Source organism: Streptomyces sp. NBC_01352 (assembly GCF_036237295.1).
GTDB classification, from domain to species: Bacteria; Actinomycetota; Actinomycetes; order Streptomycetales; family Streptomycetaceae; genus Streptomyces; species Streptomyces plumbiresistens.
Genome location: NZ_CP108354.1, coordinates 3,223,590 through 3,247,063, shown reverse-complemented (window position 1 = coordinate 3,247,063; position 23,474 = coordinate 3,223,590). Strand labels below are relative to the sequence as shown.

The window sequence follows — 23,474 nt, the reverse complement described above, 5'->3', positions numbered from 1 at the left end:
CGGGCCAGGGCCCTCTGTCGGCTGCCCGGCCCGGAATGCGGGCGGGCGCCTGACCGCGGTTGCCCGCAGGCTACGCGATCTCGCTGACGGCGTACGTCGTCCGGGAACTTCGCCGACCGCCCGCACGCTGCATACAGTGGCAGGACCGGCAGGAAAACCGCGGTTTTCAGCGACCGCGACCGCGATCGAAGGGACGTACATGCCCATGGGTCACACGGCCACAGCCCAGGCAGGCTCCGGCGGACTGACAGCGACCGAGCACCGCCTGGCCAATGGCCTGCGCGTGGTGCTCTCCGAGGACCATCTGACCCCCGTCGCGGCGGTGTGCCTCTGGTACGACGTCGGCTCGCGCCACGAAGTCAAGGGGCGTACCGGCCTGGCTCACCTCTTCGAGCACCTTATGTTCCAGGGATCCGGCCAGGTCAAGGGCAACGGCCACTTCGAGCTGGTCCAGGGCGCCGGCGGCTCGCTCAACGGAACCACCAGCTTCGAGCGCACCAACTACTTCGAGACCATGCCCACCCACCAGCTGGAACTCGCCCTCTGGCTGGAGGCCGACCGCATGGGCTCGCTGCTGGCCGCCCTCGACGACGAGTCGATGGAGAACCAGCGGGACGTCGTCAAGAACGAGCGCCGGCAGCGCTACGACAACGTCCCGTACGGCACCGCCTTCGAGAAGCTCACCGCCCTCGCCTACCCGGAGGGCCACCCCTACCACCACACCCCGATCGGCTCGATGGCCGACCTGGACGCGGCCACCCTGGAGGACGCGCGCGCGTTCTTCCGCACGTACTACGCGCCGGGCAACGCCGTCCTGTCGGTCGTCGGCGACATCGACCCGGAGCAGACGCTCGCCTGGATCGAGAAGTACTTCGGATCCATCGCGTCGCACGACGGCAAGCCCGCGCCCCGCGACGGGTCGCTGCCCGAGATCATCGGTGAGCAGCTGCGCGAGATCGTCGAGGAAGAGGTCCCCGCGCGCGCGTTGATGGCCGCCTACCGGCTCCCGGAGGACGGCACGCGCGCGTGCGACGCGGTCGACCTGGCGCTCACCGTCCTCGGCGGCGGCGAGTCGTCCCGGCTCTACAACCGGCTCGTACGGCGTGACCGTACGGCGGTGGCGGCCGGCTTCGGTCTGCTGCGGCTGGCCGGGGCGCCCTCCCTGGGCTGGCTGGACGTGAAGACCTCCGGCGACGTCGAGGTGCCGGTCATCGAGGCCGCCATCGACGAGGAGCTCGCCCGGTTCGCCCAGGAGGGCCCCACGGCCGAGGAGATGGAGCGCGCCCAGGCCCAGTTGGAGCGCGAGTGGCTGGACCGGCTCGGCACGGTCGCGGGCCGAGCCGACGAACTGTGCCGGTACGCCGTCCTGTTCGGCGACCCGCAGCTCGCCCTGACCGCCGTACAGCGCGTCCTCGACGTGACGGCCGAGGAGGTACAGCAGATCGCCAAGGCCCGCCTGCGCCCCGACAACCGCGCGGTGCTCGTCTACGAGCCGATCTCCGGAGAACCTGCCGAGGACGCGGATCCCCCTGAAGACCCCGAGGCCGAGGCCACGGTCGAAGCCGGCGACAAGAACGAGGAGGCGGCCCGGTGACCGAGCTCGCCACGATGGAATTCCACCCCCAGCCCCAGGCCGGCGAGGCCAGGCCCTGGGCCTTCCCGGCGCCCGAGCGCGGCACGCTCGACAACGGCCTGACGGTCCTGCGCTGCCACCGCCCCGGCCAGCAGGTCGTCGCCGTGGAGGTGCTCCTGGACGCGCCCCTGGAGGCCGAACCGGCCGGTCTGGACGGCGTCGCCACGATCATGGCGCGGGCCTTCTCCGAGGGCACCGACAAGCACTCCGCCGAGGAGTTCGCCGCCGAGCTGGAGCGCTGCGGCGCCACCCTCGACTCGCACGCCGACCACCCCGGCGTCCGGCTCTCCCTCGAGGTCCCCGTCTCCCGCCTGGCCAAGGCGCTCGGCCTGCTCGCCGATGCCCTCAGGGCGCCCGCGTTCGCGGACAGCGAGATCGAACGTCTGGTCCGCAACCGCCTGGACGAGATCCCGCACGAGCTGGCCAACCCGTCCCGGCGTGCCGCCAAGGAGCTCTCCAAGGAGCTGTTCCCGGCCACCTCGCGCATGTCGCGCCCGCGCCAGGGCACCGAGGAGACGGTCGAGAAGATCGACTCCGCGGCCGTGCGCGGCTTCTACGAGAAGCACGTCCGCCCCGCCACCGCCACCGCCGTGGTCGTCGGCGACCTCACCGGCATCGACCTCGACGCGCTGCTCGGTGACACGCTCGGCTCCTGGACGGGCTCCTCGGCCGAGCTCCGTCCCGTGCCGCCGGTGACCGCCGACGACACCGGCCGGGTCGTCATCGTGGACCGCCCCGGCGCCGTCCAGACGCAGCTGCTGATCGGCCGTATCGGTCCCGACCGGCACGATCGCGTGTGGCCCGCCCAGGTGCTCGGCACCTACTGCCTGGGCGGCACCCTCACCTCCCGCCTGGACCGCGTCCTGCGCGAGGAGAAGGGCTACACCTACGGTGTGCGGGCGTTCGGTCAGGTCATGCGCTCCGCTCCGGACGGCACGGGTGCCGCGATGCTGGCGATCAGCGGCTCCGTCGACACCCCGAACACCGGCCCCGCCCTGGACGACCTGTGGACGGTGCTGCGCACCCTCGCCTCCGGAGGGCTCACCGACGCCGAGCGTGACGTCGCCGTGCAGAACCTCGTCGGAGTGGCGCCGCTGAAGTACGAGACGGCGGCGGCCGTGGCGAGCACGCTGGCCGACCAGGTCGAGCAGCACCTGCCGGACGACTTCCAGGCGACGCTCTATCAGCAACTCGCGGCGACGGGCACCGTCGAGGCCACCGCGGCGGTCGTGAGCGCCTTCCCGGTCGACCGTCTGGTGACCGTCCTCGTCGGGGACGCGGCGCAGATCAAGGAGCCCGTGGAGGCTCTCGGGATCGGCGAAGTCACCGTCGTTTCGGCGGAGTAGGCGCACGCGCGCGTGGCGAAGCGGGCCAACGCGCGTCCAGGGGCCCTGGTGACCCAAGAGTCACCAGGGCCCCCCTATGTCCGAATTGAGGGAGAGGTTGCCTGTCTGCCCTGTGGCATGCGCTACAAAAGCCGTGATCCGTTTGGGGTTTGAAACTTGGCGCGTTTAGCGTCATGCGGGCTGTCCGTCAGGCACCGCGCCGCATCCGCGGCACCGGGCAGCCATCGCCGAGTCCCCACATGGCGCGAGCCAGGGGAGCCGGGGACCCACACCACAAGTCCCTGGGGTGAATCGGACGCCCGCGCGCATCGCGAGGGGGCCCGTAGGAGACCTTCCTGCTCCGAACCCGTCAGCTAACCCGGTAGGCGAGAAGGAAGGAAAGGATCAGCCACTACATGGCGTTCACCTGCGCCACCGGGAAGCATCGTCGTCCCAGCCGGATGAAGCGCACCACCGCCCGTGCGGCGGGTGTCGCGGCCCTCACCACCACCGGTGTCGTCGGCACCCTGGCCGCCCCGGCGCTTGCCGCCGAATCCGCAGTCGAGCAGACCGGTTTCATCCCCGTCATCTCCACCGGCGACTCGATCGCCGACCAGATAGACGCCCAGGCCGCCGCCCAGAAGCAGGCCGCCGAGGAGGCCGAGGCCCAGCGGAAGGCCGCCGAGGAGGCCGCGCGCAAGAAGGCGGCCGCCCAGGCCAAGGAGGCGCGCGAGATCAAGGAGCGCGCCGCCCGCGAGGCCGAGCGCAAGCTCCTCAACTCCTACGTCGCACCGATCTCCGGCTCGTACGTCTCGACCGGCTACAAGACCGGCGGCGCCGTGTGGTCCTCCGGCAGCCACACCGGCGTCGACTTCCACGCCGCCAGCGGCACCTCCGTCCAGGCGGTCGGCTCCGGCACGGTCGTCGAGGCCGGCTGGGGCGGGTCGTACGGCAACAACATCGTGATCAAGATGAACGACGGCACGTACACCCAGTACGGCCACCTGTCGTCCATCGGTGTCTCCGTCGGCCAGACGGTCACCCCGGGGGAGCAGATAGGCCGCTCCGGCGCCACGGGCAACGTCACCGGGGCGCACCTGCACTTCGAGGCCCGCACGACCGCGGAGTACGGCTCGGACATCAACCCCGTCGCCTACCTCCGCTCGCACGGTGTGAACGTCTGACGCTCGCGCCCGCGAACGTCCCACGCGCGCGTTCCGGCACCGTCTGACGACAGACGGCTCCCGTCCCGAAGCCCCGGCTCCCCGAGCCGGGGCTTTCGGCGTTTCAGACGGCCGTCTGTCCAAAAAATATCCATGGATTCCGGTCCGCCATCGGAAATTCCCGCTGATTGCAATAGAGTCACTGAACACACGTCAATCGTCGACGTTTCACGGGGATTAAAGCGGAGGTCGGTCATGCGTATTCCGGCGCACTCGGTATGCACGGCGATCCGGGACGACATCGTCGCGGGTGTCTACGAGCGCGGCAGCCGGCTCACCGAGGAACTGCTCGCGCGCCGCTACGGCGTCTCGCGCGTCCCCGTCCGCGAGGCCCTGCGCACGCTGGAGGCGGAGGGCTTCGTCGTGACCCGGCGGCACGCCGGTGCGTGCGTCGCGGAACCCACCGAGCAGGAGGGTGCCGACCTGCTGGAGATGCGCATGCTCCTGGAGCCGCTCGGCGCCTCCCGGGCCGCCCAGCGGCGCACCGAGGCCCATCTCAAGGTGCTGCGCGGCCTGGTCCGGCTGGGCCAGGAGCGGGCCAGGCGGGGCAACAGCGAAGACCTGCGCTCCCTGGGGGGCTGGTTCCACGAGACGCTCGCGCAGGCCTCCGGCAGTGCCGCGATGACCTCGATGCTGACCCAGCTGCGCCACAAGATCGCCTGGATGTACACGGTGGAGGCGCCGGCCAACCCGGTGGAGTCGTGGGCGGAGCACGGCGCGATCGTGGACGCGGTGGCGCGCGGCGACAGCGAACGCGCGCGGGCGCTCACGGCGCTGCACACGGAGCGCGCGACGGCGGCGCACCGGCTGCGATTCACCGGCGGCGGGGAGCGGACGGATCGTGTGAGGAACTCGCAACCTCCCGTAAACATGACGGGTCTGCGGCATTAACACAGGCACCGTATACAAAGAGGGGATAATTCGTGGGGGATTATTTCTGCTGCCCGTGAGCGGGAAATACGAAGGGCTCGCCCGATAATTCGGACGAGCCCTTCGCGGCAAACGTGAATTGCGTGCTTACACGGTCTCGGGGAGTTCTTCGAGACCCTCGGAGACCAGCTTCGCCAGACGGTCGAGGGCCACGTCGGCGCCCTCGGCGTCGGAGGCGAGGATGATCTCCTCGCCTCCCTGGGCGCCCAGACCGAGGACGGCCAGCATGGAGGCCGCGTTGACGGGGTTGCCGTCGGCCTTGGAGATCGTCACCGGGATACCTGCGGCCGTGGCGGCCCGGACGAAGATGGAAGCGGGGCGGGCGTGGAGACCCTCGGCCCAGCCGACGTTGACGCGGCGCTCAGCCATGTGATGCTGCCCTTCGGTGTATCAGGTTGTCTAGACCAGTTTCCCATATCGTGAAGCATGCCCGGAGCGGTCCTTCGTCCCGCCCCGCGGCGTCGTCGGACCGCGGCCTCGGTCCGGCTTCTCGTCCTCCACAGACTGCCTCGCGCCGTTGTCGTACGCGAGCCGTACTCTGGGGCCCATGCAGACCTCGTCGGACCGGCACGAGTATCCCGCCCACTGGGAGGCCGACGTGGTGCTGCGCGACGGGGGTACCGCGCGCGTCCGGCCCATCACCGTTGATGACGCCGATCGCCTCGTCAGCTTCTACGAGCAGGTGTCGGACGAGTCGAAGTACTACCGCTTCTTCGCGCCCTACCCTCGTCTGTCCGCCAAGGACGTCCACCGCTTCACGCACCACGACTTTGTGGACCGGGTGGGACTCGCGGCCACCATCGGCGGCGAGTTCATCGCCACCGTACGCTACGACCGCATCGGGTCCGACGGCATGCCCGCCTCCGCCCCGGCCGACGAGGCAGAGGTCGCCTTCCTCGTGCAGGACGCCCACCAGGGACGCGGCGTCGCCTCCGCCCTCCTCGAACACATCGGCGCCGTCGCGCGCGAGCGGGGCATCCGGCGGTTCGCCGCGGAGGTGCTGCCCGCCAACAACAAGATGATCAAGGTCTTCAGGGACGCCGGGTACACCCAGAAGCGCAGCTTCGAGGACGGCGTCGTACGCCTGGAGTTCGACCTGGAGCCGACGGACCGCTCGCTCGCCGTGCAGTACGCGCGCGAACAGCGCGCCGAGGCGCGGTCCGTGCAGCGGCTGCTCATGCCAGGGGCCGTCGCCGTGATCGGGGCCGGGCGGGCGCCCGGCGGTGTGGGCCGCAGCGTGCTCGACAACATCAGGGGCGCCGGATTCACCGGTCGGCTGCACGCCGTGAACAGGGCCCTCCCCGAAGAGCAGAAGGAACTCGGCGGGGTGCCCGCGTACCGGTCGGTGCGGGACATCGACGGGCCCGTCGACCTCGCGGTCGTCGCCGTGCCCGTGGAACACGTCCCTCACGTCGTCGAGGAGTGCGGACTGCACGGCGTGCAGGGGCTGGTGGTGCTCACCGCCGGGTACGCCGAGAGCGGGCCCGAGGGGCGCGAGCGCCAGCGCGAACTCGTCCGGCACGCGCGCGCGTACGGCATGCGGATCATCGGGCCGAACGCGTTCGGGATCATCAACACCTCCCCGCAGGTCCGGCTGAACGCCTCGCTCGCGCCGCAGACCCCCCGGCCCGGCCGGATCGGCCTGTTCGCCCAGTCCGGCGCGATCGGCATCGCCCTGCTCTCCCGGCTGCACCGGCGCGGCGGCGGGGTCACGGGGGTCACCGGTGTGTCGACGTTCGTGTCGTCCGGCAACCGGGCGGACGTGTCCGGCAACGACGTCCTTCAGTACTGGTACGACGATCCCGACACCGACGTCGTCCTCATGTACCTGGAGTCCATCGGCAACCCGCGCAAGTTCACCCGGCTCGCCCGGCGTACGGCGGCCGCGAAGCCGCTGGTCGTGGTGCAGGGGGCGCGGCACGGGGGAGCGGCGCCGCAGGGGCACGCCGTACGGGCGACGCGGTTGCCGCACGCCACGGTGTCCGCGCTGCTGCGGCAGGCCGGGGTGATCCGGGTCGACACGATCACCGAGCTGGTCGACGCGGGGCTGCTGCTCGCGCGCCAGCCGCTGCCGGCCGGGCCCCGGGTGGCGATCCTCGGGAACTCCGAGTCACTGGGACTGCTGACGTACGACGCCTGCCTCGCCGAGGGGCTCAGGCCGCTGCCTCCGCTGGATCTGACGACCGGCGCCTCGCCCGAGGACTTCCACGGGGCGCTGTCCCGGGCGCTCGCGGACGACGCGTGCGACGCGGTGGTCGTCACGGCGATACCCGCGGTGGGGGAGGAGGCGGCCGACGACGCGGACGCGGCACTGGCGGAGGCGCTGCGATCGGCGGCCGAGCGAGTCCCCGGGAAGCCGGTGCTGGTGGTGCACGTGGAACTGGGCGGGCTCGCGGAAGCGCTGTCGGCCGCGGCGAGCACCGCACCCCAGGCGAGTGCACCGGCGCCCGGCACGGTCGGCCGCGACCACCCGTTCCGCGCGCTGGACCGACTGGCCGTCAAGGCGGCGGACGACGCGCCCGCACCCGAGAACTGCTCCCGCCTCATCCCTGCCTACCCCGCCGCCGAGCGAGCCGTCCGCGCCCTCGGTGAAGCCGTGAAGTACGCCCAGTGGCGGCGCGAGGCGGCCGAGCCCGGCAAGGTCCCCGAGTACGAGGACATCGACGAGAAGGGGGCCGCCGAGCTGATCGATGGGCTGCTCGCGCGGGGGCAGGGGCTCACCCTCGGTACCGAGGAGACCTGCGAGCTGCTCGGGAAGTACGGCGTGCACGTCCACCGCGCGCTGCCCGCCCCCGGCCCCGAGGACGCCGTCGCCGCCGCCCGTACCCTCGGCTACCCGGTCGCCCTCAAGGCCACCGCCCCGCACCTGCGCCACCGCGCCGACCTGGGCGGCGTACGCCTGGATCTCGCGGACGAGGAACAACTGCGGCGGGCGTACGCCGAGTTGACCGAGCTCTTCGGGACGCCGGAGGAGCTGCGGCCGGTCGTGCAGGGGATGGCACCCCGCGGGGTCGACACCGTGGTCCGCGCCGTCATCGACCCGGCGGCGGGGGCCGTACTGTCGTTCGGGCTGGCCGGGGCGGCCTCGCAGCTGCTCGGGGACATGGCGCACCGGCTGGTTCCGGTCACCGACCGGGAGGCGACCTCGCTGGTCCGGTCGATCCGGACGGCGCCGCTCCTGTTCGGCTGGCGCGGCTCGACCCCCGTCGACACCCCGGCCCTGGAAGAACTGCTGCTGCGGGTGTCCCGGCTGGTCGACGACCACCCGGAGGTCGTCGCGGTCACCCTGGAGCCGGTCGTCGTCGCCCCACGCGGGCTGAGCGTCCTCGGCGCGTCCGTGCGGCTCGCACCGCCGCCGGCCCGCGACGACCTCGGCCCGCGGACACTGCCCGCGTACTGAGCGAGGTTTCCCCGCGCGGATCCCCCGCACGGAGCGGTGCCTCGCAGTCAGTGGGTCCCCGTAGGATGGACGTCATGGCCAAGACCAGTACGACGACCCAGGGGCTGCGAGCGGCGATCGAGCGCAGCGGTTACTACCCGGCCCTCGTGGCCGAGGCGGTGGAGGCCGCTGTGGGCGGCGACACCATCCAGTCGTACCTGGTCCACCAGGAGACCACGTTCGACCAGAACGAGGTGCGGCGGCATGTGACCGTCCTCGTCCTCACCGGCACCCGCTTCATCGTCAGCCACACCGACGAGCAGGCCGCGGACACCACGTCCCCGACGCCGTACGCCACCACCTCCACCGAGTCCGTGAAGCTCGGCCGGATCTCCTCGGTCGTGATCAGCCGCGTGGTCGCCAACCCTGAGCAGTACGTGCCGGGCACCCCGCCCCGCGAGATCGTGCTGACCATCGGCTGGGGCGCCGTCTCCCGTCTCGACCTGGAGCCCGCCGCCTGCGGCGACCCCAACTGCGAGGCCGACCACGGCTACACCGGCAGCTCGACGGCGGACGACCTGAGCCTCAGGGTGAGCGAGGCCGGGGACGGCCAGGAGACGGTGCGCCAGGCGCTCGCCTTCGCCCAGGCCATCTCCGAGGCGACCGCGGACGTCACCCGCTGATGGCTCAGCCCGCCTCGGCCTGGGACCACCACCCGCAGCCGCTCGCCCCCGCCTCCGCGCCGGCCCCCGAGTACGGCACCGGCTCGCTCGCCGACCTGCTGCCCACGCTGGCCGCGGGCATGGCCGTACCCGGCATGACCGCCGCCATCCAGGAACTCACCGCCGCCGACCGGAACTGCGTGTTCCTGATCGACGGACTCGGCTGGGAACAGCTGAGGGCTCACCCGGACGAGGCGCCCTTCATGACCTCGCTCCTCGCCAGCTCACGCGGCGGCACCGGCCGGCCCCTGACCGCCGCCTTCCCGGCCACCACCGCCACCTCCCTCGCCTCCGTCGGCACCGGCCGCCCGCCCGGCGCCCACGGCCTGCCCGGCTACACCGTGCGCAATCCGGACACCGGCGCGCTGATGAACCAGCTGCGCTGGCAGCCCTGGACCTCGCCGGGGGTCTGGCAGCCGTACCCCACGGTCTTCCAGCTGGCCCACGAGGCGGGGGTGCACGCCGCCCAGGTGTCGTCCCCGACCTTCGAGAACACCCCGCTGACCAAGGTCGCGCTCAGTGGCGGAACGTTCCACGGGCGGCTGTCCGGCGAGGACCGGATGGATCTCGCGGCCGAGCAGCTGGCCGTCGGCGACCGCTCCCTGGTCTACACGTACTACGCCGAGCTCGACGGCGCCGGACACCGCTTCGGCCTGGACTCGGACAACTGGCGCGGCCAGCTCATGTACGTCGACCGGCTGGTCCAGCGGCTCGCCGAGCAGCTGCCGCCGAACACCGCGCTCTACGTCACCGCCGACCACGGCATGATCGACGTCCCCTTCGACGAGCAGCACCGCATCGACTTCGACGAGGACTGGGAGCTGCGCGCCGGGGTCGCCCTGCTGGGCGGCGAGGGCCGCGCCCGCCACGTCTACGCGGTCCCGGGCGCCGAGAACGACGTGCTGACCTGCTGGCGCGAGGTCCTCGGCGAGCAGTTCTGGGTGGCCTCGCGGGACGAGGCGATCGCGGCGGGCTGGTTCGGCCGGCCCGACCAGATCGAGCAGCGGGTGTACGGCCGTCTCGGCGACGTGGTCGCCGCCGCCCGCGACGACGTGCTCATCATCGCCTCCGAGCGGGAGCCCAAGGAGTCGGCGATGGTCGGCAACCACGGTTCGCTGACCCCTGCCGAGCAGCTGGTCCCGCTGCTCGAAGTACGCTCCTGACGCTTCACCCGCCCCTGTGTCCCCTGTGCTGAAAGGTGCTCGACTCGCCATCTCCAGGGCGTGATCTTCACGCGCGACGACCGCGCCGGCGCGGGCAAGCTGTCCTCGCGGCTCGGTCTGGTGACGGAGGCGGTCGAGGCCGGGCCGCACATGGACCTGTTCGGGTACGTCGTGGCCGAGATCGAGCAGGGTTGCAAGGTCGACTACCTGATCGTGGACGAGGCGCAGTTCCTCTCCGCCGAGCAGATCGACCAACTGGCGCGCGTGGTGGACGACCTGGGCCTGGATGTCTACGCCTTCGGCATCACCACCGACTTCCGCACCAGGCTGTTCCCCGGCTCGCAGCGCCTGATCGAGCTGGCGGACCGGATAGAGGCGCTCCAGGTGGAAGCCATGTGCTGGTGCGGGGCGCGCGCCACGCACAACGCCCGCACCCTGGGCGGCGAGATGGTGGTGGAGGGCGAGCAGGTCGTCGTGGGCGATGTGAACCGCCCGGCGGCGGAGGTGGGTTACGAGGTGCTCTGCCGACGCCACCACCGCCGCCGGATGACCAGCTCCTCGGCGGCCCTCGCTCTCTAGCAGGCCGACGAGGGCTTCACTCTCGTCACGGTCGGGTCAGTTCGGAGGGTGCGGGGGCACGAGGAGCGGGCACGTCGCCGCCCGCCCCGTGTCGCCACAGCCGTGCGTACGCCCCGTCGGCCGCCAACAGTTCTTCGTGGGAGCCCTGTTCGACGATCCGGCCGTGGTCGAGGACGACGATGCGGTCGGCTCGGGCCGCCGTGGTCATGCGGTGGGCGACGACGACGGTGGTACGGCGCCGCGCGGCCCGTTCGCCGGCGAGGGCGACGGCCTCCTCGGTGGCCGGGTCGAGGGAGGCGGTGGCCTCGTCCAGCAACAGCAGCGCGGGGTCGACGAGTTCGGCGCGGGCGAGTGCGATGAGCTGACGCTGACCGGCGGACAGGGACCGGCCGCCCTCCCCGACGGGCTGCCGGAAGCCGTGCGGCTGGGTGGTGATCGCGTCGAGGGCGCCGACCGCGCGGGCCGCCGCCTCCACCTCGGCGTCGGTCGCCTCGGGCCTGCCGTAGCGGATGTTGTCGGCGATGTCGCCGCTGAACAGGTGGGCCTCCTGGGGGACATAGCCGATGCGGCGGCGGTACCCGGAGCCCGGCCAGCGGCGCAGGTCGGTGCCGTCGACGAGGACACCGCCCGCACCGGGGTCGTAGAAGCGGGCGAGGAGTTTGACGACGGTGGACTTGCCGGCGCCGGTGGTGCCGACCAGGGCGACGGTCTCGCCGGGGGCGATGCGCAGGTCGATCCCGCTCAGCGAGGGCCGGTCGGCGCCGGGGTACGTGTGTTCGACGCCCCTCAATTCGATCGCGCCGGTGAGTCGGTCGGGCAGCGGGGCCGGGTCGGTGGGGTCGGGCACGGACGGCGTGGCCCGCAGGAGTTCGATGAGCCGGCGCAGACCGACGGAGGCCTGCTGGTAGCTGTCGAAGGTGAGGGACAGCTGCTGGACGGGCGAGAAGAACATGCCCAGGTAGAGCATGAAGGCGACCAGCACACCGGCGGACAGATCACCGGAGGCCACCCGGTGCGCACCCACCAACAGGACCAGGGCGCGGGAGAGTTCGGCGGCGAGGTTGATGCTCGGGAAGTAGACGGACGCGTACCGCTGGGCGCGCAGCCGTGCGGCCTGGTAGGCGTCGGACAGCTTGTCGAAGTCGCGGGCGGCGCCCTGCTCGCGGCCCTGCGCCTGCGAGGTGCGCAGCCCGCTGACGTTCTCCTGGAGCGAGGAGTTGACCTCGCCGATACGTCGGCGGGCCTCGTCGTAGGCGGCCGAGGACAGCCGCCAGAAGACGTAGGTGGCCCCGAGCACCAGCGGCAGCAGGGCGAGCGCGGCCAGGGCGAGCGGCGGGTGGACGGCGATCATCGCGCACACCGCGCCGGTGATGGTGGCGAGCGAGGCGACGGAGGTGAGCAGTCCGTTCTGGAGGAAGGAGGCGAGGGCGTCGATGTCGTTGACGATCCGGGTCATGACCTGCCCGCCCCGCTCGCGCTCGTAGAAGTGGAGTCCGAGGCGCTGCAGTTGGGCGAAGGTGCGCACCCGCAGCCCGTACAGGATCCGCTCGCCGGAGCGGCGGGTGACCCGGAACTGGCTGTTGAGCGCGAGGCAGCTGATCACGACCGAGAGCGCGGCGAGCAGCACGCACACGGTGAGGACGACGCCGTCGCGCTCGGCGACCCCGTCGTCGAGACCGTGCCGTACCAGCATCGGAAGCGCCGTGCCGGCCACCGTGTCCACGGCGAGCAGGGCCAGGCCGAGCAGCAGGGGTGCGCGTACGGGGCGCAGCAGCCGGCGCAGGGTGACGGGCTCGGTGGAGGTACGCAACTCCCGCTCGTCGAACGCGGGTTCCTCGTCGGGCAAGGCACCGGGCGAGGCGTCGGGCAAGGCGTCAGGCAAGGCGTCGTGGGAGGCACCGGACGAGTCGTCCGGCGTCGGGCGGTCGGCCCGGGGCCAGAGTTCGGGGGTCACGCCGTCCTCGGCGGTCTCCGGCGGGGGTGACGTGCGTTCGTCGAGGCTGCCGCTCGGACCGGCGAGAAGCTCGCGGAACAGGGCGCAGCGCTCGGTGAGTTCGGCCTCCGTGCCGACGTCGACCAGACGGCCGCCGTCCAGGACGGCTGTGCGGTCGGCGAGCGCGAGGGTGGAGCGGCGGTGGGCGATCAGCACGGTCGTCCGCCCCGCGGCCGCGCTGCCCAGTGCGTGGTGGATGGCGGCCTCGGTGGCCGGGTCGACCGAGGACGTGGCGTCGTCCAGGACGAGGAGGCGCGGGTCGGTGATCAGCGCCCGGGCGAGCGCGACGCGCTGCCGTTGCCCGCCCGACAGGGACAGGCCCCGCTCGCCGACCTCGGTGTCGTATCCGTCCGGCAGCGCGCTGACGAATCCGTGCGCGTCGGCGGCCCGGGCCGCTGCCTCCACCTCGGCGTCGGTGGCGTCGGGGCGGCCGTGCGCGATGTTGTCGCGGATCGAGCAGGAGAAGAGGAAGGGGTCCTCGAACACGCTGCCGACGGCCGCGCGCAGAGAGGCCAGCCGCAGCCTGCGTACGTCGGTGGCGGCACCCGGCGCGCCGACCCGGACGCTGCCGGACTGGGCGTCGTAGAAGCGGCTGACCAGCAGGGACACGGTGGACTTGCCGGAGCCGGGCGGGCCGACGACGGCGAGGGTCTCGCCGGGGCGCACGGTCAGGGAGAGCCCGGCGAGGACCGGGTCGCTGGGCGCGTAGCCGAAGGTGACCTCGCGCAGTTCGAGCTCGAGTGGGCCGTCGGGCAGGTCCGTGGCGTCGGGGTGGTCGGTGATGTCGGGCTTGGCGTCGATGAGTTCGTGAACGCGTTCGGAGGCTGCCCGGGCCTGCTGGGCGGTGACGGTGAAGTTGGCGAGCAGGCGGGCCGGGCCCGCGAGGAGCGTCAGATACCCGGCGAAGGCGAGGAACGTACCGATGTCGATGCTGCCGCGCAGGGCGAGCCAGCCGCCGAGGGCGAGGACACCGACCTGACCGGCCGCGGGCAGCGCGGACATGACGGCGGTGGCCCCGGCCTGGAGACGGGCGACGACGACCCGCCGGGCGAACAGGGCGCGGGCGGCCTTCGCCATACGGCCGGTCTCGGCGTCCTCCTGGCCGAAGCCCTTGACCACCCGCACGCCGGTGACGGTCTCCTCGACGGGCTCGGCGATCGTGGCCGCCTGGGCCTGCGCGGCCCTGGTCGCGGGCACCAGGCGGACCCGGCTGCGGGCCGCGGTGAAGGCGAGCGCGGGCACCACGGTCAGGGTGACCAGGGTGAGCGGCGGGGAGAGCCACAGCATGGCCACCACGGAGACGGCGAACTGGGCGCTGACCCCGATCGGGATGGGGAGCATGCCGAGCATGATCTGGATCTGCTGCAGGTCACTGTTGGCCCGGGAGGCGACCTGGCCGGTGCGCAACTCGTCCTGCTTCACGCCGTCGTAGCGCTGCACGGACGCGAACACGGCGGTACGCAGCCCGTGTTGGACGGCGAGGGCGAGTTTCCCGGCGAAGAAGCGGCGGGTGAACTCGGCGCCGAACTGGACGACGGCCAAGGCCCCGAGAAGGGCGGCGAGTTCGGCGACCCGGTGGGTGTGGCCGGCCACGGCGTCATTCACCGCGATGCCGGCGAGCAGCGGGCCGAACGCTTCGAGGCCGGTGCCCAGCACCGAGCCGAGGACGAGGGCGGTCAGAAGGCCGGGGTGCTGACGGCAGGCAGCGGCGAGCCGTCGCATTCCACCCGACTGTGGGGGCGTTCCGGTGGACATGCGGTTAGCTCAGGCTACCCTAACCATTAATGTTGACGATTTCGTCCACCAGATCGCGATACAGCCTCAACTCCCCCCACTCCGGTGCCGCTTGCCACCGAAAGCAGTCGCGGCGCAGGAAGAGAGAGGACACCATGCGCGTCCTGTTCGCGGGCCCGCCCTTCTTCGGGCTCCTCTATCCCATGGTTCCGCTCGCGCACGCGCTGCGCGCCGCGGGCCACGATGTCCTGGTCGCCACCTGCGGTGCGGCCGTCGGGCACTCCGAGCGCGCCGGACTCGTCGCCGTCGACTGCGCGCCCGGCATCGACCCCGACGCGCTCTACGCCCGCATGGAGAAGGCCAAGGGCGACCGCAAGCCGCCGGCGCCGGGCGAGCGCGGCGAGGCACCCAAGGGCAAGGGGTTCTCCTTCTTCAGCGACGAGATGGCCGACCGCATGGTCGAACTCGCCGAGGACTGGCGGCCCGACCTGGTCGTGCACACCCCGCTCGGCGTGGCCGGCCAACTCGTCGCCGCCCGCACCAAGGTCCCCTCCGTCCTGCACGCGGTGGGATTCGGCCATACCTCCGCCCATGTCCGGATGATCAACAACACCCTCACGCCCGCCTACGAACGGCACGGCCTCGACGGCCCCGAACCCGTCGCCGCCTGGCTCGACGTCGTCCCGCCCAGCATGAGCACCACCGACGAACCCCGCCGCTGGTTCATGCGGTACGTCCCCTACAACGGCGGCGGCCGACTGCCCGAGTGGCTCACCGCGAACCGCCGAAGCCCCCGGGTCACCGTCACGCTCGGCACGGTACGGCCCGTCGTCGACGGCGTGTCCCCGGTGAAGTGGGTGGTGGACGCCGCGCGGGAGACCGACGCCGAGTTCGTCCTCGCACTGGGCGGGTCGGACCTCTCCGACCTGGGTGAACTCCCGGGCAATGTCAGGCCGGTCGACTGGATCCCGCTGGGCGCGCTGCTCGCCCACAGCGACGCCGTCATCCACCACGGAGGCTCCGGCACGACGCTCACGGCCCTGGACTCCGGGCTGCCCCAGATCGTCCTCGGCGAGGGCGCCGACCGCCCGGCCAACGCGGCCGCCGTCCGCGCCCGCGGCTGCGGCCTCGTTCCCGACGGCACCGGCGACCTCACTCCCGCCCTGGTCCAGCGCCTGCTGACCGACGCCGGCCTGCGTGCCGCCGCCCGCGACGCGGCCCGGGAGATGGCCGCGATGCCGAGTCCCGCGGAGACGGTGCAGCGGCTGGTCGAACTGGCCCGTACCGGTGGGGAGCTGCGATGAGAGCAGACCTCGGGCCCGGCCGGGGAAGCCCCGACCACAGACCGGTCCGGGTCATGGGCCCGCGCGTGGCGCGCCTGGCGGAACGCCTGTCCGCGGTGGGCGACACCACCCGACGTGCCGCGCTGACGGACGCGTTCTGGCGAGAGGTGGAACGCCTGGGCACCCCGCTCGTCGAGGAGCTGCCGGGCGAACCGGCCCACCGCGCGGTCACGTTCCTCTGGCGCGGCGACGGCGGCACCCGCAGAGTGCTGCTGCTGGCCAACCGCCTGATCGACCGCGAGCATCTGACGGACGCCCTGCTGCAGCGGGTCCCCGACACCGACGTCTGGCACCTCGGCCTGAGACTGCGCGCCGACCACCGGGGCTCGTACCGCATCGCCGCCGAGACCGCGACACCGTCGACGGACCCGGCGGATCTCCAGCGGCGCCTGCGTGACCTGTCGGGCCGGGCCACCCGCGACCCGCTCAACCCCCAGTACATGCCGACCCGTTGGGAGTCGTCGGACAGCTCGGTCTACGCGTTGCCGGAGGCGCCGGCATGGCCGTCGAAGGACCGGGACGGCGCCCGCCGGGCCGGGCGGGTGGAACGACACCGCGTCCCCACCAAGGCGCTCGGCGGCGAACGCGACGTATGGATCTACCTGCCGCCCGGCCACGACGACGGCGACCCGGCACCCGCGCCCCTGCCCGTCCTGGTGCTCTGCGACGGCGACATGTGGCTGGCCCGCCTCGACCTCGCCCGCACCCTCGACGCGGTGATCGCCGACGGGTTGCTGCCGCCGCTGGCGGTCCTGTCACCGGACGCCGTGGACCGTCGCACCCGCTGGCTCGAACTGGGCGGACGCGAGGAGTTCGTGACGTTCCTGTCCGACGAACTGCTCCCCTGGGCGACGGCCCGCCGCCCCCTCACCACGGACCCAAGGCGCACGGTCGTCGCAGGCCAGAGCCTCGGCGGAGTGACCGCCCTGCACGCGGCCCACCTGCGCCCCGACCGCTTCGGCAAGGTCCTCGCCCAGTCCTCGTCCCTCTGGTGGCGCCCAGGCCTCCCCCCGGGCGTCCCCAAGGCCGACCCCACGGACCCGCCCTGGCTCCTGACCCGCTACGCGACAGCGCCCCGCAGAACGGTCACCGTCCACCTGGACGTAGGCCTCCACGAGGGCGCCATGGTCGACCACACCCGCGCCCTGTACGACACCCTGCGCAGGACCGGCCACCAGGTCACGTACAACGAGTACAACGGCGGCCACGACTACGCGTGCTGGCACGTGGCGCTGGCCGACGGTCTGGTGCGGCTGCTGGGAGACGGGCTCGGCTGACGCCGGTCGCGGCGTCGGTCCAGCACGCCGGCCGGCCCCGGCCTCAGCGCTCCACGTGGATCAACGAGAACCACGCCCCCTCGGGGTCCGCCACCGTGGCCACCCTCCCGTGCGCGCTGTCATGAGGCGGCTTGAGGACGTGGCCGCCGAGGTCCACGACCAGGGCGACCGCCTCGTCCGTGTCGGCGGCCTCGAAGTACGTCATCCAGTGCGGGCCGCGGTCCCGGGGGAGGGCGTTGCCCACGCCGTGGAGGCCGGCGACGGGGCGGCCGGCGATGTGCAGGGTGACGTAGTCGAAGTCGGCGGACACCACCGGCTCCTCCTCGTAACCGAACACGGTCTCGTAGAACTTGGCGACGCTCGTGGTCTCGAAGGTCAGCAGTTCGTGCCAGGCCGGTGTGCCCGGGACACCGGCGATGGACGTGCCGAGGTGGGCTGCCGCCTGCCAGACGCCGAAGACCGCGCCGGCGGGGTCGGAACCGATCACCAGCCGTCCGGCGTCACCCGCGTCCAGCGGCCCCACCCCGACGGTGCCGCCGCACAGCCGTACCGTTTCGGCGGTCAGGTCCACGTCCTCCGAGGCGAGGTAGGGCGTCCAGGCGACGGGAAGGTGGCGGTCCGGCGGCAGTTGGCCGATGCCGGCCACCTCGTGTCCGTCGAGCAACGCCCGGACGTAGGGGCCGAGCTGCTGCGGGCCCGGTTGGAACTCCCAGCCGAACAGCGAACCGTAGAACTCCTCGGTCGCCGCCAGCCCGTGCACCATCAGGCTCACCCAGCAGGGCGCGCCGGGCGCATTGCGGGCGTGTGTCTCGCCGTTCGGGCCGGCCGACCCCCTTGCCTCGGTCATCGTCACTCTCTCCTCGGCCCCTCGCGGTGCCGTGTCGCTTCCGCACTGACGGACCCCCGTGCCGATGCTCGCACCCGTCGTGGTGCCATGCGCTCCGGGCGCGCCGCCGTGCGCCGGTCCGTGACCGGACAATGCCCGTCGCGTGGTCCCGCGTCCGTTGCCGCGCGATGACCGACGGGTGGCGGTCGGCTGTACAGTATGTGCCCGATCCCGTACGCCTCGTGACCGGGCGTGTCCGGCCGAGCAGAGTAGCCGGACATGAACGATGCGGCCACCCCGTTTGCAAGGATGGTGGCCATGAACGCCATCATCTCCGCATCCGAACTCGCGAGCGACCTGGCGGCGGGCCACCCGCCGGTCCTGCTCGACGTCCGCTGGCAGCTGAGCCTCGCCAAGTCGGCCGGGGAGCCGTCGTTCGACGGCCGTGCCGAGTACGCGGCCGGGCACATTCCGGGCGCCGTCTACGTCGACCTGGACTCGGAGCTCGCCTCCGCGCCCGGCGAGCGCGGCCGCCACCCGCTGCCCGACCTCGCGGAGTTCGGCGCGGCCATGCGCCGGGCGGGCGTCTCGACCCGGACGCCCGTGGTCGTCTACGACGGCGGACAGGGGTGGGCGGCCGCCCGCGCCTGGTGGCTGCTGCGCTGGACGGGTCACCCGGACGTGCGTGTCCTGGACGGCGGGTTGCCGGCCTGGCAGGGCGAGTTGTCGGTCGAGACGCCCGAGCCGGCCGCGGGGGACTTCCAGCCGGCGCCGGGCACGACCGGGCTGCTCGACGCCGACGAGGCGGCGGCGCTGGCGCGTTCCGGCGTACTGCTGGACGCACGGGCGGCGGAGCGCTACCGGGGTGACGTGGAGCCCATCGACCGGGTCGGCGGACACATCCCGGGCGCCGTCTCCGCGCCCACCACGGACAACGTGTCGGCCAACGGACGCTTCCTGCCCGCCCAGGAGTTGGCCGACCGCTTCAAGACCCTCGACGCCGGCGACGGCTCGGCGGTCGGCGTCTACTGCGGCTCCGGCGTCTCCGCCGCGCACCAGGTGCTGGCCCTGGCGGTGGCGGGCATCCCGGCCGCGCTGTACGTCGGCTCCTGGTCGGAGTGGTCGTCGGACCCGTCGCGCCCCGTCGCCGTGGGACCCGACCCGCAGTAGGCGTACGAGCCGTAGGCGCACGTCAGGAGGGGCCCGCACCGACCGGCGCGGGCCCCTCCTGACGTCGTACCGCCTGATGCCGTACGGCCGACTACTCCTGCTTCTTGCGCCGCGTCCCGAACACGATCTCGTCCCAGCTCGGCACGGCCGCCCGGCGCCCCGGGCGGACGCCGTCCGCCTCGGCCTGGCGGTCGGTGGAGCCGATGAGGCGGTCGCGGTGACTGCCGACGGAACGGGGCATGAGGACGTCCGCGTAAGCCGAACCGGCCGAGGCCGCGGGAGCCGGGGGCTCCTCGGCGTCGGGCTCCAGGGCGGGTTCCTCCTCCGCCTCGGGGGTCTCCGAGGGGCGCTCCGGGACCACCAGGTCGCCCCGGAAGCTCGGCACCGCCTCCAGCAGGCTGGTCAGCGAGTCCCGTTCGCTCGCACTCGCCGTCGCGGCCGTGCCCTCCTCGGCGGGCTCGGGCGGCGGCGCGGGCAGGCTCGGCCGCTCCCGGTCGAGGGCACGGTCCAGCGGACGGTCGCGTGGCAGCCGTGCGATGCGCGGCACGAAGGGAAAACTGGGCTCCGGCGAGGCGGCGAGGTCCTCGGACTCGCCGATCAGCGAGCGTGCCTCCTCGTCGACGGCCTGGACGAGCCGCCGGGGCGGGTCGTACGTCCAGCTCGCCGAGTGCGGTTCGCCCGCGACCCGGTAGACCAGCAGGACTTCCCAGGTGCCGTCGTCGCGGCGCCACGAATCCCACTGGACGGTGTCCTTCTCGGCACCGCGCAGGGTCAGCCGCTCCTGGACGGTCTCGCCCAGCTGCGGGCCCGCGTTCTCGCCCGGGCGGCGGACCGGAGTCTTCCGGGCCCGCTCGGCCATGAACGCGCGCTCGGCCAGCACGGGCCCCTCGAATCGCCGTACGCGATCCACGGGGATGCCGGCCATCTGTGCGACCTCTTCCGCGGTCGCACCGGCACGTATACGCGCCTGGATGTCGCGGGGGCGGAGATGGCTCTCCACCTCGATCTCGATCTGGCCGAGGCGGGGACGGTCGCCGCGTACAGCGGCGCGCAGACGCTCGTCAATCGGAAGCGTGTACTCCGTGCTGTCCGCAGCCTTCAGCACCAGCCGTGTGCCGTCATTCGAGACGGCCACGACACGCAGTTCGGGCATGGGGACCTCCCGGGTGGTGCCTGCCGACGTCACGTGCGTCGCTGCTTCCGCTAGTCGAGTGTGGCCTGCCCGGGTGCAGCCTGCCACAACCTTGCCGAGTTGCCCGGCGTGTCGGGCACGGGCCCTGGACCGCCGTTATGGCACGGTTACCTATTCGCAACGCTAAGTGACCAACTCCGTCACCCTGTGCAACTAGCCCCCTCCAGGCGGTCCTTGAAGCCACGGACGCCCTGGCGGGAGACCTGACCCAGGGCTCGCAACAGTACTCCATTCGGGCCACCTGCGTGGATTGGCACGCCGCCCAACTTCTGACGAGAGGCGGCACTTGGCCGCCGTGGCGCGGTTTTCCGGGAAATTGAACGTGGCGTACTTCACGTAAACATCAGAAACGGAACTATGTGCGGGGAGTTGGAGACGCGGCCCCGCCTCCTCGATCACGCTGCCGCCCCTACTCGCCCAACACCCGCCGCAGGTAGTCGTTCTGGAACCGACGCTCAGGATCGAGCCGGTCCCGCAACGCGGTGAACTCGCCGAAGCGGGGGTAGACACCGGCGAAGTACTCGGCGTTCCGCGTGTGGATCTTGCCCCAGTGCGGCCGGCCCTCGTGCGCGGTCAGGATCCGCTCCGCGGCGGTGAAGTACGCCTGGTAGGGCGTCCCCTTGACCATGTGGACGGCGATGTACGCACTGTCGCGGCCCGACGCCGTGGACAGCGTGATGTCGTCGGCCGGCGCGGTGCGCACCTCGACCGGGAAACTGACCCGCAGTCCCGACCGGTCGACCATCCCCTTCAGCTCGCGCAGCGCCTCGGCCAGGGCCGCACGCGGGACGGCGTACTCCATCTCCACGAAGCGCACCCGGCGCGGCGAGGTGAAGACCTTGTAGGGAATGTCGGTGTAGGTCCGCGCGGACAGGGCCTTGCTGGAGATCTGCGCGATCGACGGGATCGTGGCGGGCACCGCGCGGCCGACCCACTGGGCGGCCTGGAAGACGCCGTTGGAGAGGAACTCGTCCTCGAACCAGCCCGCGAGCTGTCCCACCGGGTTCTCCGGCCCCGCGCTGCGGTTGTTGCGCTTGGTGTTGGTGCTGCCGGTGTGCGGGAACCAGTAGAACTCGAAGTGCTCGTTCTCGGCCCACAGTTCGTCGAACTCGGCGACGACCCGGTCGAAGGGCATCGGCTCCTCGCGGGCCGTGAGCAGGAAGATCGGCTCCACGGCGAACGTGATCGCGGTGACGATGCCGAGCGCGCCCAGCCCTATTCGGGCGGCCGCGAACACCTCGGGGTTCTCCTTCTCGGAACAGGCGAGCACCGACCCGTCCGCCGTGACCAGCTCGAGGCCCCTGATCTGGGCGGCGATCGAGGCCGACTCGCGGCCGGTGCCGTGGGTGCCGGTACTCGTGGCCCCGGAGACCGTCTGCTCCATGATGTCGCCCATGTTGGTGAGCGACAGCCCCTCACGGGCCAGGGCCATGTTGAGTCTCTTGAGCGGGGTGCCGGCCTCGACCGTGACCGTCATGGCGTCCCGGTCGATGGCACGGATGCCGGTCAACAGTTGAGGACGGATCAACACACCGTCGGTCGCCGCGATCGACGTGAAGGAATGCCCGGTACCGACGGCCTTCACCTTCAGGCCGTCCTCGGCCGCCCTGCGCACCGCCTCGGACAACTCCTCGACCGAGGCGGGAGTGACCTCCCGCGCGGGGCGGGCGGCGACGTTGCCGCCCCAGTTACGCCAGGTGCCGTTCTTCACGCTCGCTGTGCTGCTCAACGGTGCCTCCACGATGCGGAACCGGCCTGCTGAGCCGGCGGTACCCGAGGAAACCGACCGCGACCGCGACGGCCCCGGACACCGCCGGAACCCCGTACCCGGCCCGCGCACCGGCGGCGTCGATCACCCAGCCGGCCGCCGCGGAGCCGAGCGCGACCCCGACCGCGAGCCCGGTGCTCACCCAGGTCATGCCCTCGGTCAGTTGCGCGCGTGGTACGTGCTGTTCGATGAGGGACATCGTCGTGATCATCGTGGGAGCGATGGACAGGCCCGCAGCGAACAGCGCCACGGCCAGAAACGGCAAGTTTCCGACCAGTAGGAGGGGGATCATACTCACGGCCATCGCGCAGATTCCCAGCAACCAGCGAGGTTCGGGTGCCCCCTTGAAGTGCAGGAGCCCGAACACGAGCCCCGCGACGCAGGAGCCCGCCGCGTACAGCGCGAGGACGACGCTCGCCGCTCCCTTGTGGCCCTGCTCGTCGGCGAAGGCCACGGTGACCACGTCGACCGCCCCGAAGATCGCGCCGGTCGCCACGAAGGTGGCCACCAGGACCTGGAGGCCGGGCGCGCGCATGGCCGTGCCGCCGCCCTGGTGCGCGCGCGGATGCGGGGCCGGCTCGGTGGCGCGCTGCGCGGTCAGCCAGAAGACGCCGACCGCCAGGAAGCAGGCGGCGAGCAGCGGCCCGGCCTCCGGGAACCAGGCCGTGGACAGGCCGATGGAGATGATCGGCCCGAAGATGAAGCAGACCTCGTCGATCACGGACTCGAAGGAGTACGCCGTGTGCAGCTGCGGGGTGTCCCGGTACACGGCCGCCCACCGCGCCCGGATCATCGCGCCGATGCTCGGCACACAGCCGATGCCGGCACTGAACACGTACAGCGTCCAGTCCGGCCATCTGTAGTGGGCGGCGAACAGCAGCCCGGCCGCCGCGACGAGCGCGATCAGCGTCGCCGGCCGCAGCACCCGCCGCTGCCCGTACTGGTCCACCAGCCGCGAGACCTGCGGACCCGCCGCCGCGGCGGCGAGCGCCATGGTGGCCGACAGCGCGCCGGCCAGCCCGTACCGCCCGGTCAGCTGGGAGACCATCGTGACCACGCCGATGCCCATCATGGACAGCGGCATACGGCCGAGGAAACCCGCGGCCGAGAAGCCCTTGGAGCCTGGGGCGGCGAACAGGGCGCGGTAGGGGCTGGGCACGGGGTCTCCGGTCGGACAGAAGGGGGGCTGTTCAGTAAGGCGCGTATACCGCCGATAC

Annotated in this window: 16 protein-coding genes, 1 pseudogene and 1 riboswitch; of the genes and pseudogenes, 11 read left to right on the top strand and 6 right to left on the bottom strand. The window is 72.3% G+C overall.

What is annotated here, in order from left to right; genetic code table 11:
* Positions 1 to 199: 199 nt before the first annotated feature.
* The 4 genes from OG252_RS15210 to OG252_RS15195 all read left to right on the top strand — a co-directional run bounded on the left by OG252_RS15210 (position 200) and on the right by OG252_RS15195 (position 5,072).
* Positions 200 to 1,594 (top strand): M16 family metallopeptidase, encoded by a 1,395-nt coding sequence (locus OG252_RS15210; protein ID WP_266432861.1) that lies wholly within the window; start codon positions 200 to 202, stop codon positions 1,592 to 1,594.
* Entirely contained in the window at positions 1,591 to 2,979 is a 1,389-nt protein-coding gene (locus tag OG252_RS15205) for a M16 family metallopeptidase (protein ID WP_266432859.1), read from the top strand. The genes OG252_RS15210 and OG252_RS15205 overlap by 4 nt, the downstream gene beginning before the upstream one ends.
* 215 nt (positions 2,980 to 3,194) lie before the next feature.
* Positions 3,195 to 3,361, top strand: a riboswitch (cyclic di-AMP (ydaO/yuaA leader).
* 13 nt (positions 3,362 to 3,374) lie between these two features.
* Positions 3,375 to 4,142, top strand: a complete 768-nt coding sequence (locus OG252_RS15200; RefSeq protein WP_266432857.1) for a M23 family metallopeptidase — start codon at positions 3,375 to 3,377, stop codon at positions 4,140 to 4,142.
* A gap of 234 nt (positions 4,143 to 4,376) precedes the next feature.
* Positions 4,377 to 5,072 carry a GntR family transcriptional regulator gene (locus tag OG252_RS15195; protein WP_266432856.1) on the top strand — a complete coding sequence of 232 codons (696 nt, stop codon included), beginning with the start codon at positions 4,377 to 4,379 and terminating at the stop codon, positions 5,070 to 5,072.
* Positions 5,073 to 5,198: 126 nt separating this feature from the next.
* Here the strand turns inward: OG252_RS15195 and OG252_RS15190 are convergent, their stop codons facing one another.
* Complete coding sequence (locus tag OG252_RS15190) at positions 5,199 to 5,480, bottom strand: HPr family phosphocarrier protein (RefSeq protein ID WP_266432854.1); 282 nt, start codon at positions 5,478 to 5,480, stop codon at positions 5,199 to 5,201.
* 178 nt (positions 5,481 to 5,658) lie between these two features.
* Here OG252_RS15190 and OG252_RS15185 point away from each other — a divergent pair, with 178 nt between their 5' ends.
* The 4 genes and pseudogenes from OG252_RS15185 to OG252_RS15170 form a co-directional block, all read left to right on the top strand.
* A complete protein-coding gene (locus OG252_RS15185) occupies positions 5,659 to 8,511 on the top strand; it encodes a bifunctional acetate--CoA ligase family protein/GNAT family N-acetyltransferase (protein ID WP_266432852.1) in 2,853 nt (950 codons plus the stop codon).
* Positions 8,512 to 8,576: 65 nt separating this feature from the next.
* The gene (locus tag OG252_RS15180) at positions 8,577 to 9,173 is read left to right on the top strand and encodes a DUF5998 family protein (RefSeq protein ID WP_266432850.1); all 597 of its coding nucleotides are present in this window, start codon (positions 8,577 to 8,579) and stop codon (positions 9,171 to 9,173) included.
* Positions 9,173 to 10,375 (top strand): alkaline phosphatase family protein, encoded by a 1,203-nt coding sequence (locus OG252_RS15175; protein WP_266432848.1) that lies wholly within the window; start codon positions 9,173 to 9,175, stop codon positions 10,373 to 10,375. The genes OG252_RS15180 and OG252_RS15175 overlap by 1 nt, the downstream gene beginning before the upstream one ends.
* Positions 10,376 to 10,414: 39 nt before the next feature.
* Positions 10,415 to 10,954: pseudogene (locus OG252_RS15170) on the top strand (thymidine kinase); the annotation flags it as partial.
* 25 nt (positions 10,955 to 10,979) lie between these two features.
* Here the strand turns inward: OG252_RS15170 and OG252_RS15165 are convergent.
* Positions 10,980 to 14,669 carry an ABC transporter ATP-binding protein gene (locus OG252_RS15165; protein WP_329336636.1) on the bottom strand — a complete coding sequence of 1,230 codons (3,690 nt, stop codon included), beginning with the start codon at positions 14,667 to 14,669 and terminating at the stop codon, positions 10,980 to 10,982.
* A gap of 167 nt (positions 14,670 to 14,836) precedes the next feature.
* On the opposite strand from OG252_RS15165, the gene OG252_RS15160 reads away from it, so the two are divergent.
* Positions 14,837 to 15,985, top strand: a complete 1,149-nt coding sequence (locus tag OG252_RS15160; RefSeq protein WP_329336631.1) for a nucleotide disphospho-sugar-binding domain-containing protein — start codon at positions 14,837 to 14,839, stop codon at positions 15,983 to 15,985.
* Complete coding sequence (gene fes, locus OG252_RS15155) at positions 15,982 to 17,301, top strand: enterochelin esterase (RefSeq protein ID WP_329336629.1); 1,320 nt, start codon at positions 15,982 to 15,984, stop codon at positions 17,299 to 17,301. Before OG252_RS15160 ends, fes begins: the two co-directional genes overlap by 4 nt.
* A 43-nt stretch (positions 17,302 to 17,344) precedes the next feature.
* On the opposite strand, the gene OG252_RS15150 is transcribed toward fes, so the two are convergent.
* A complete protein-coding gene (locus OG252_RS15150) occupies positions 17,345 to 18,148 on the bottom strand; it encodes a VOC family protein (protein ID WP_266432838.1) in 804 nt (267 codons plus the stop codon).
* Between the two features lie 297 nt (positions 18,149 to 18,445).
* Here OG252_RS15150 and OG252_RS15145 point away from each other — a divergent pair, with 297 nt between their 5' ends.
* A complete protein-coding gene (locus OG252_RS15145; RefSeq protein WP_329336625.1) occupies positions 18,446 to 19,297 on the top strand; it encodes a sulfurtransferase in 852 nt (283 codons plus the stop codon).
* A gap of 91 nt (positions 19,298 to 19,388) precedes the next feature.
* Here the strand turns inward: OG252_RS15145 and sepH are convergent, their stop codons facing one another.
* The 3 genes from sepH to OG252_RS15130 all read right to left on the bottom strand — a co-directional run bounded on the left by sepH (position 19,389) and on the right by OG252_RS15130 (position 23,416).
* The gene (gene sepH, locus OG252_RS15140; RefSeq protein ID WP_329336623.1) at positions 19,389 to 20,450 is read right to left on the bottom strand and encodes a septation protein SepH; all 1,062 of its coding nucleotides are present in this window, start codon (positions 20,448 to 20,450) and stop codon (positions 19,389 to 19,391) included.
* A 448-nt stretch (positions 20,451 to 20,898) separates the two neighbouring features.
* Positions 20,899 to 22,218, bottom strand: a complete 1,320-nt coding sequence (locus OG252_RS15135) for a D-arabinono-1,4-lactone oxidase (RefSeq protein ID WP_329336621.1) — start codon at positions 22,216 to 22,218, stop codon at positions 20,899 to 20,901.
* Entirely contained in the window at positions 22,178 to 23,416 is a 1,239-nt protein-coding gene (locus tag OG252_RS15130; RefSeq protein ID WP_266432830.1) for an MFS transporter, read from the bottom strand. Before OG252_RS15130 ends, OG252_RS15135 begins: the two co-directional genes overlap by 41 nt.
* Positions 23,417 to 23,474 lie beyond the last annotated feature (58 nt).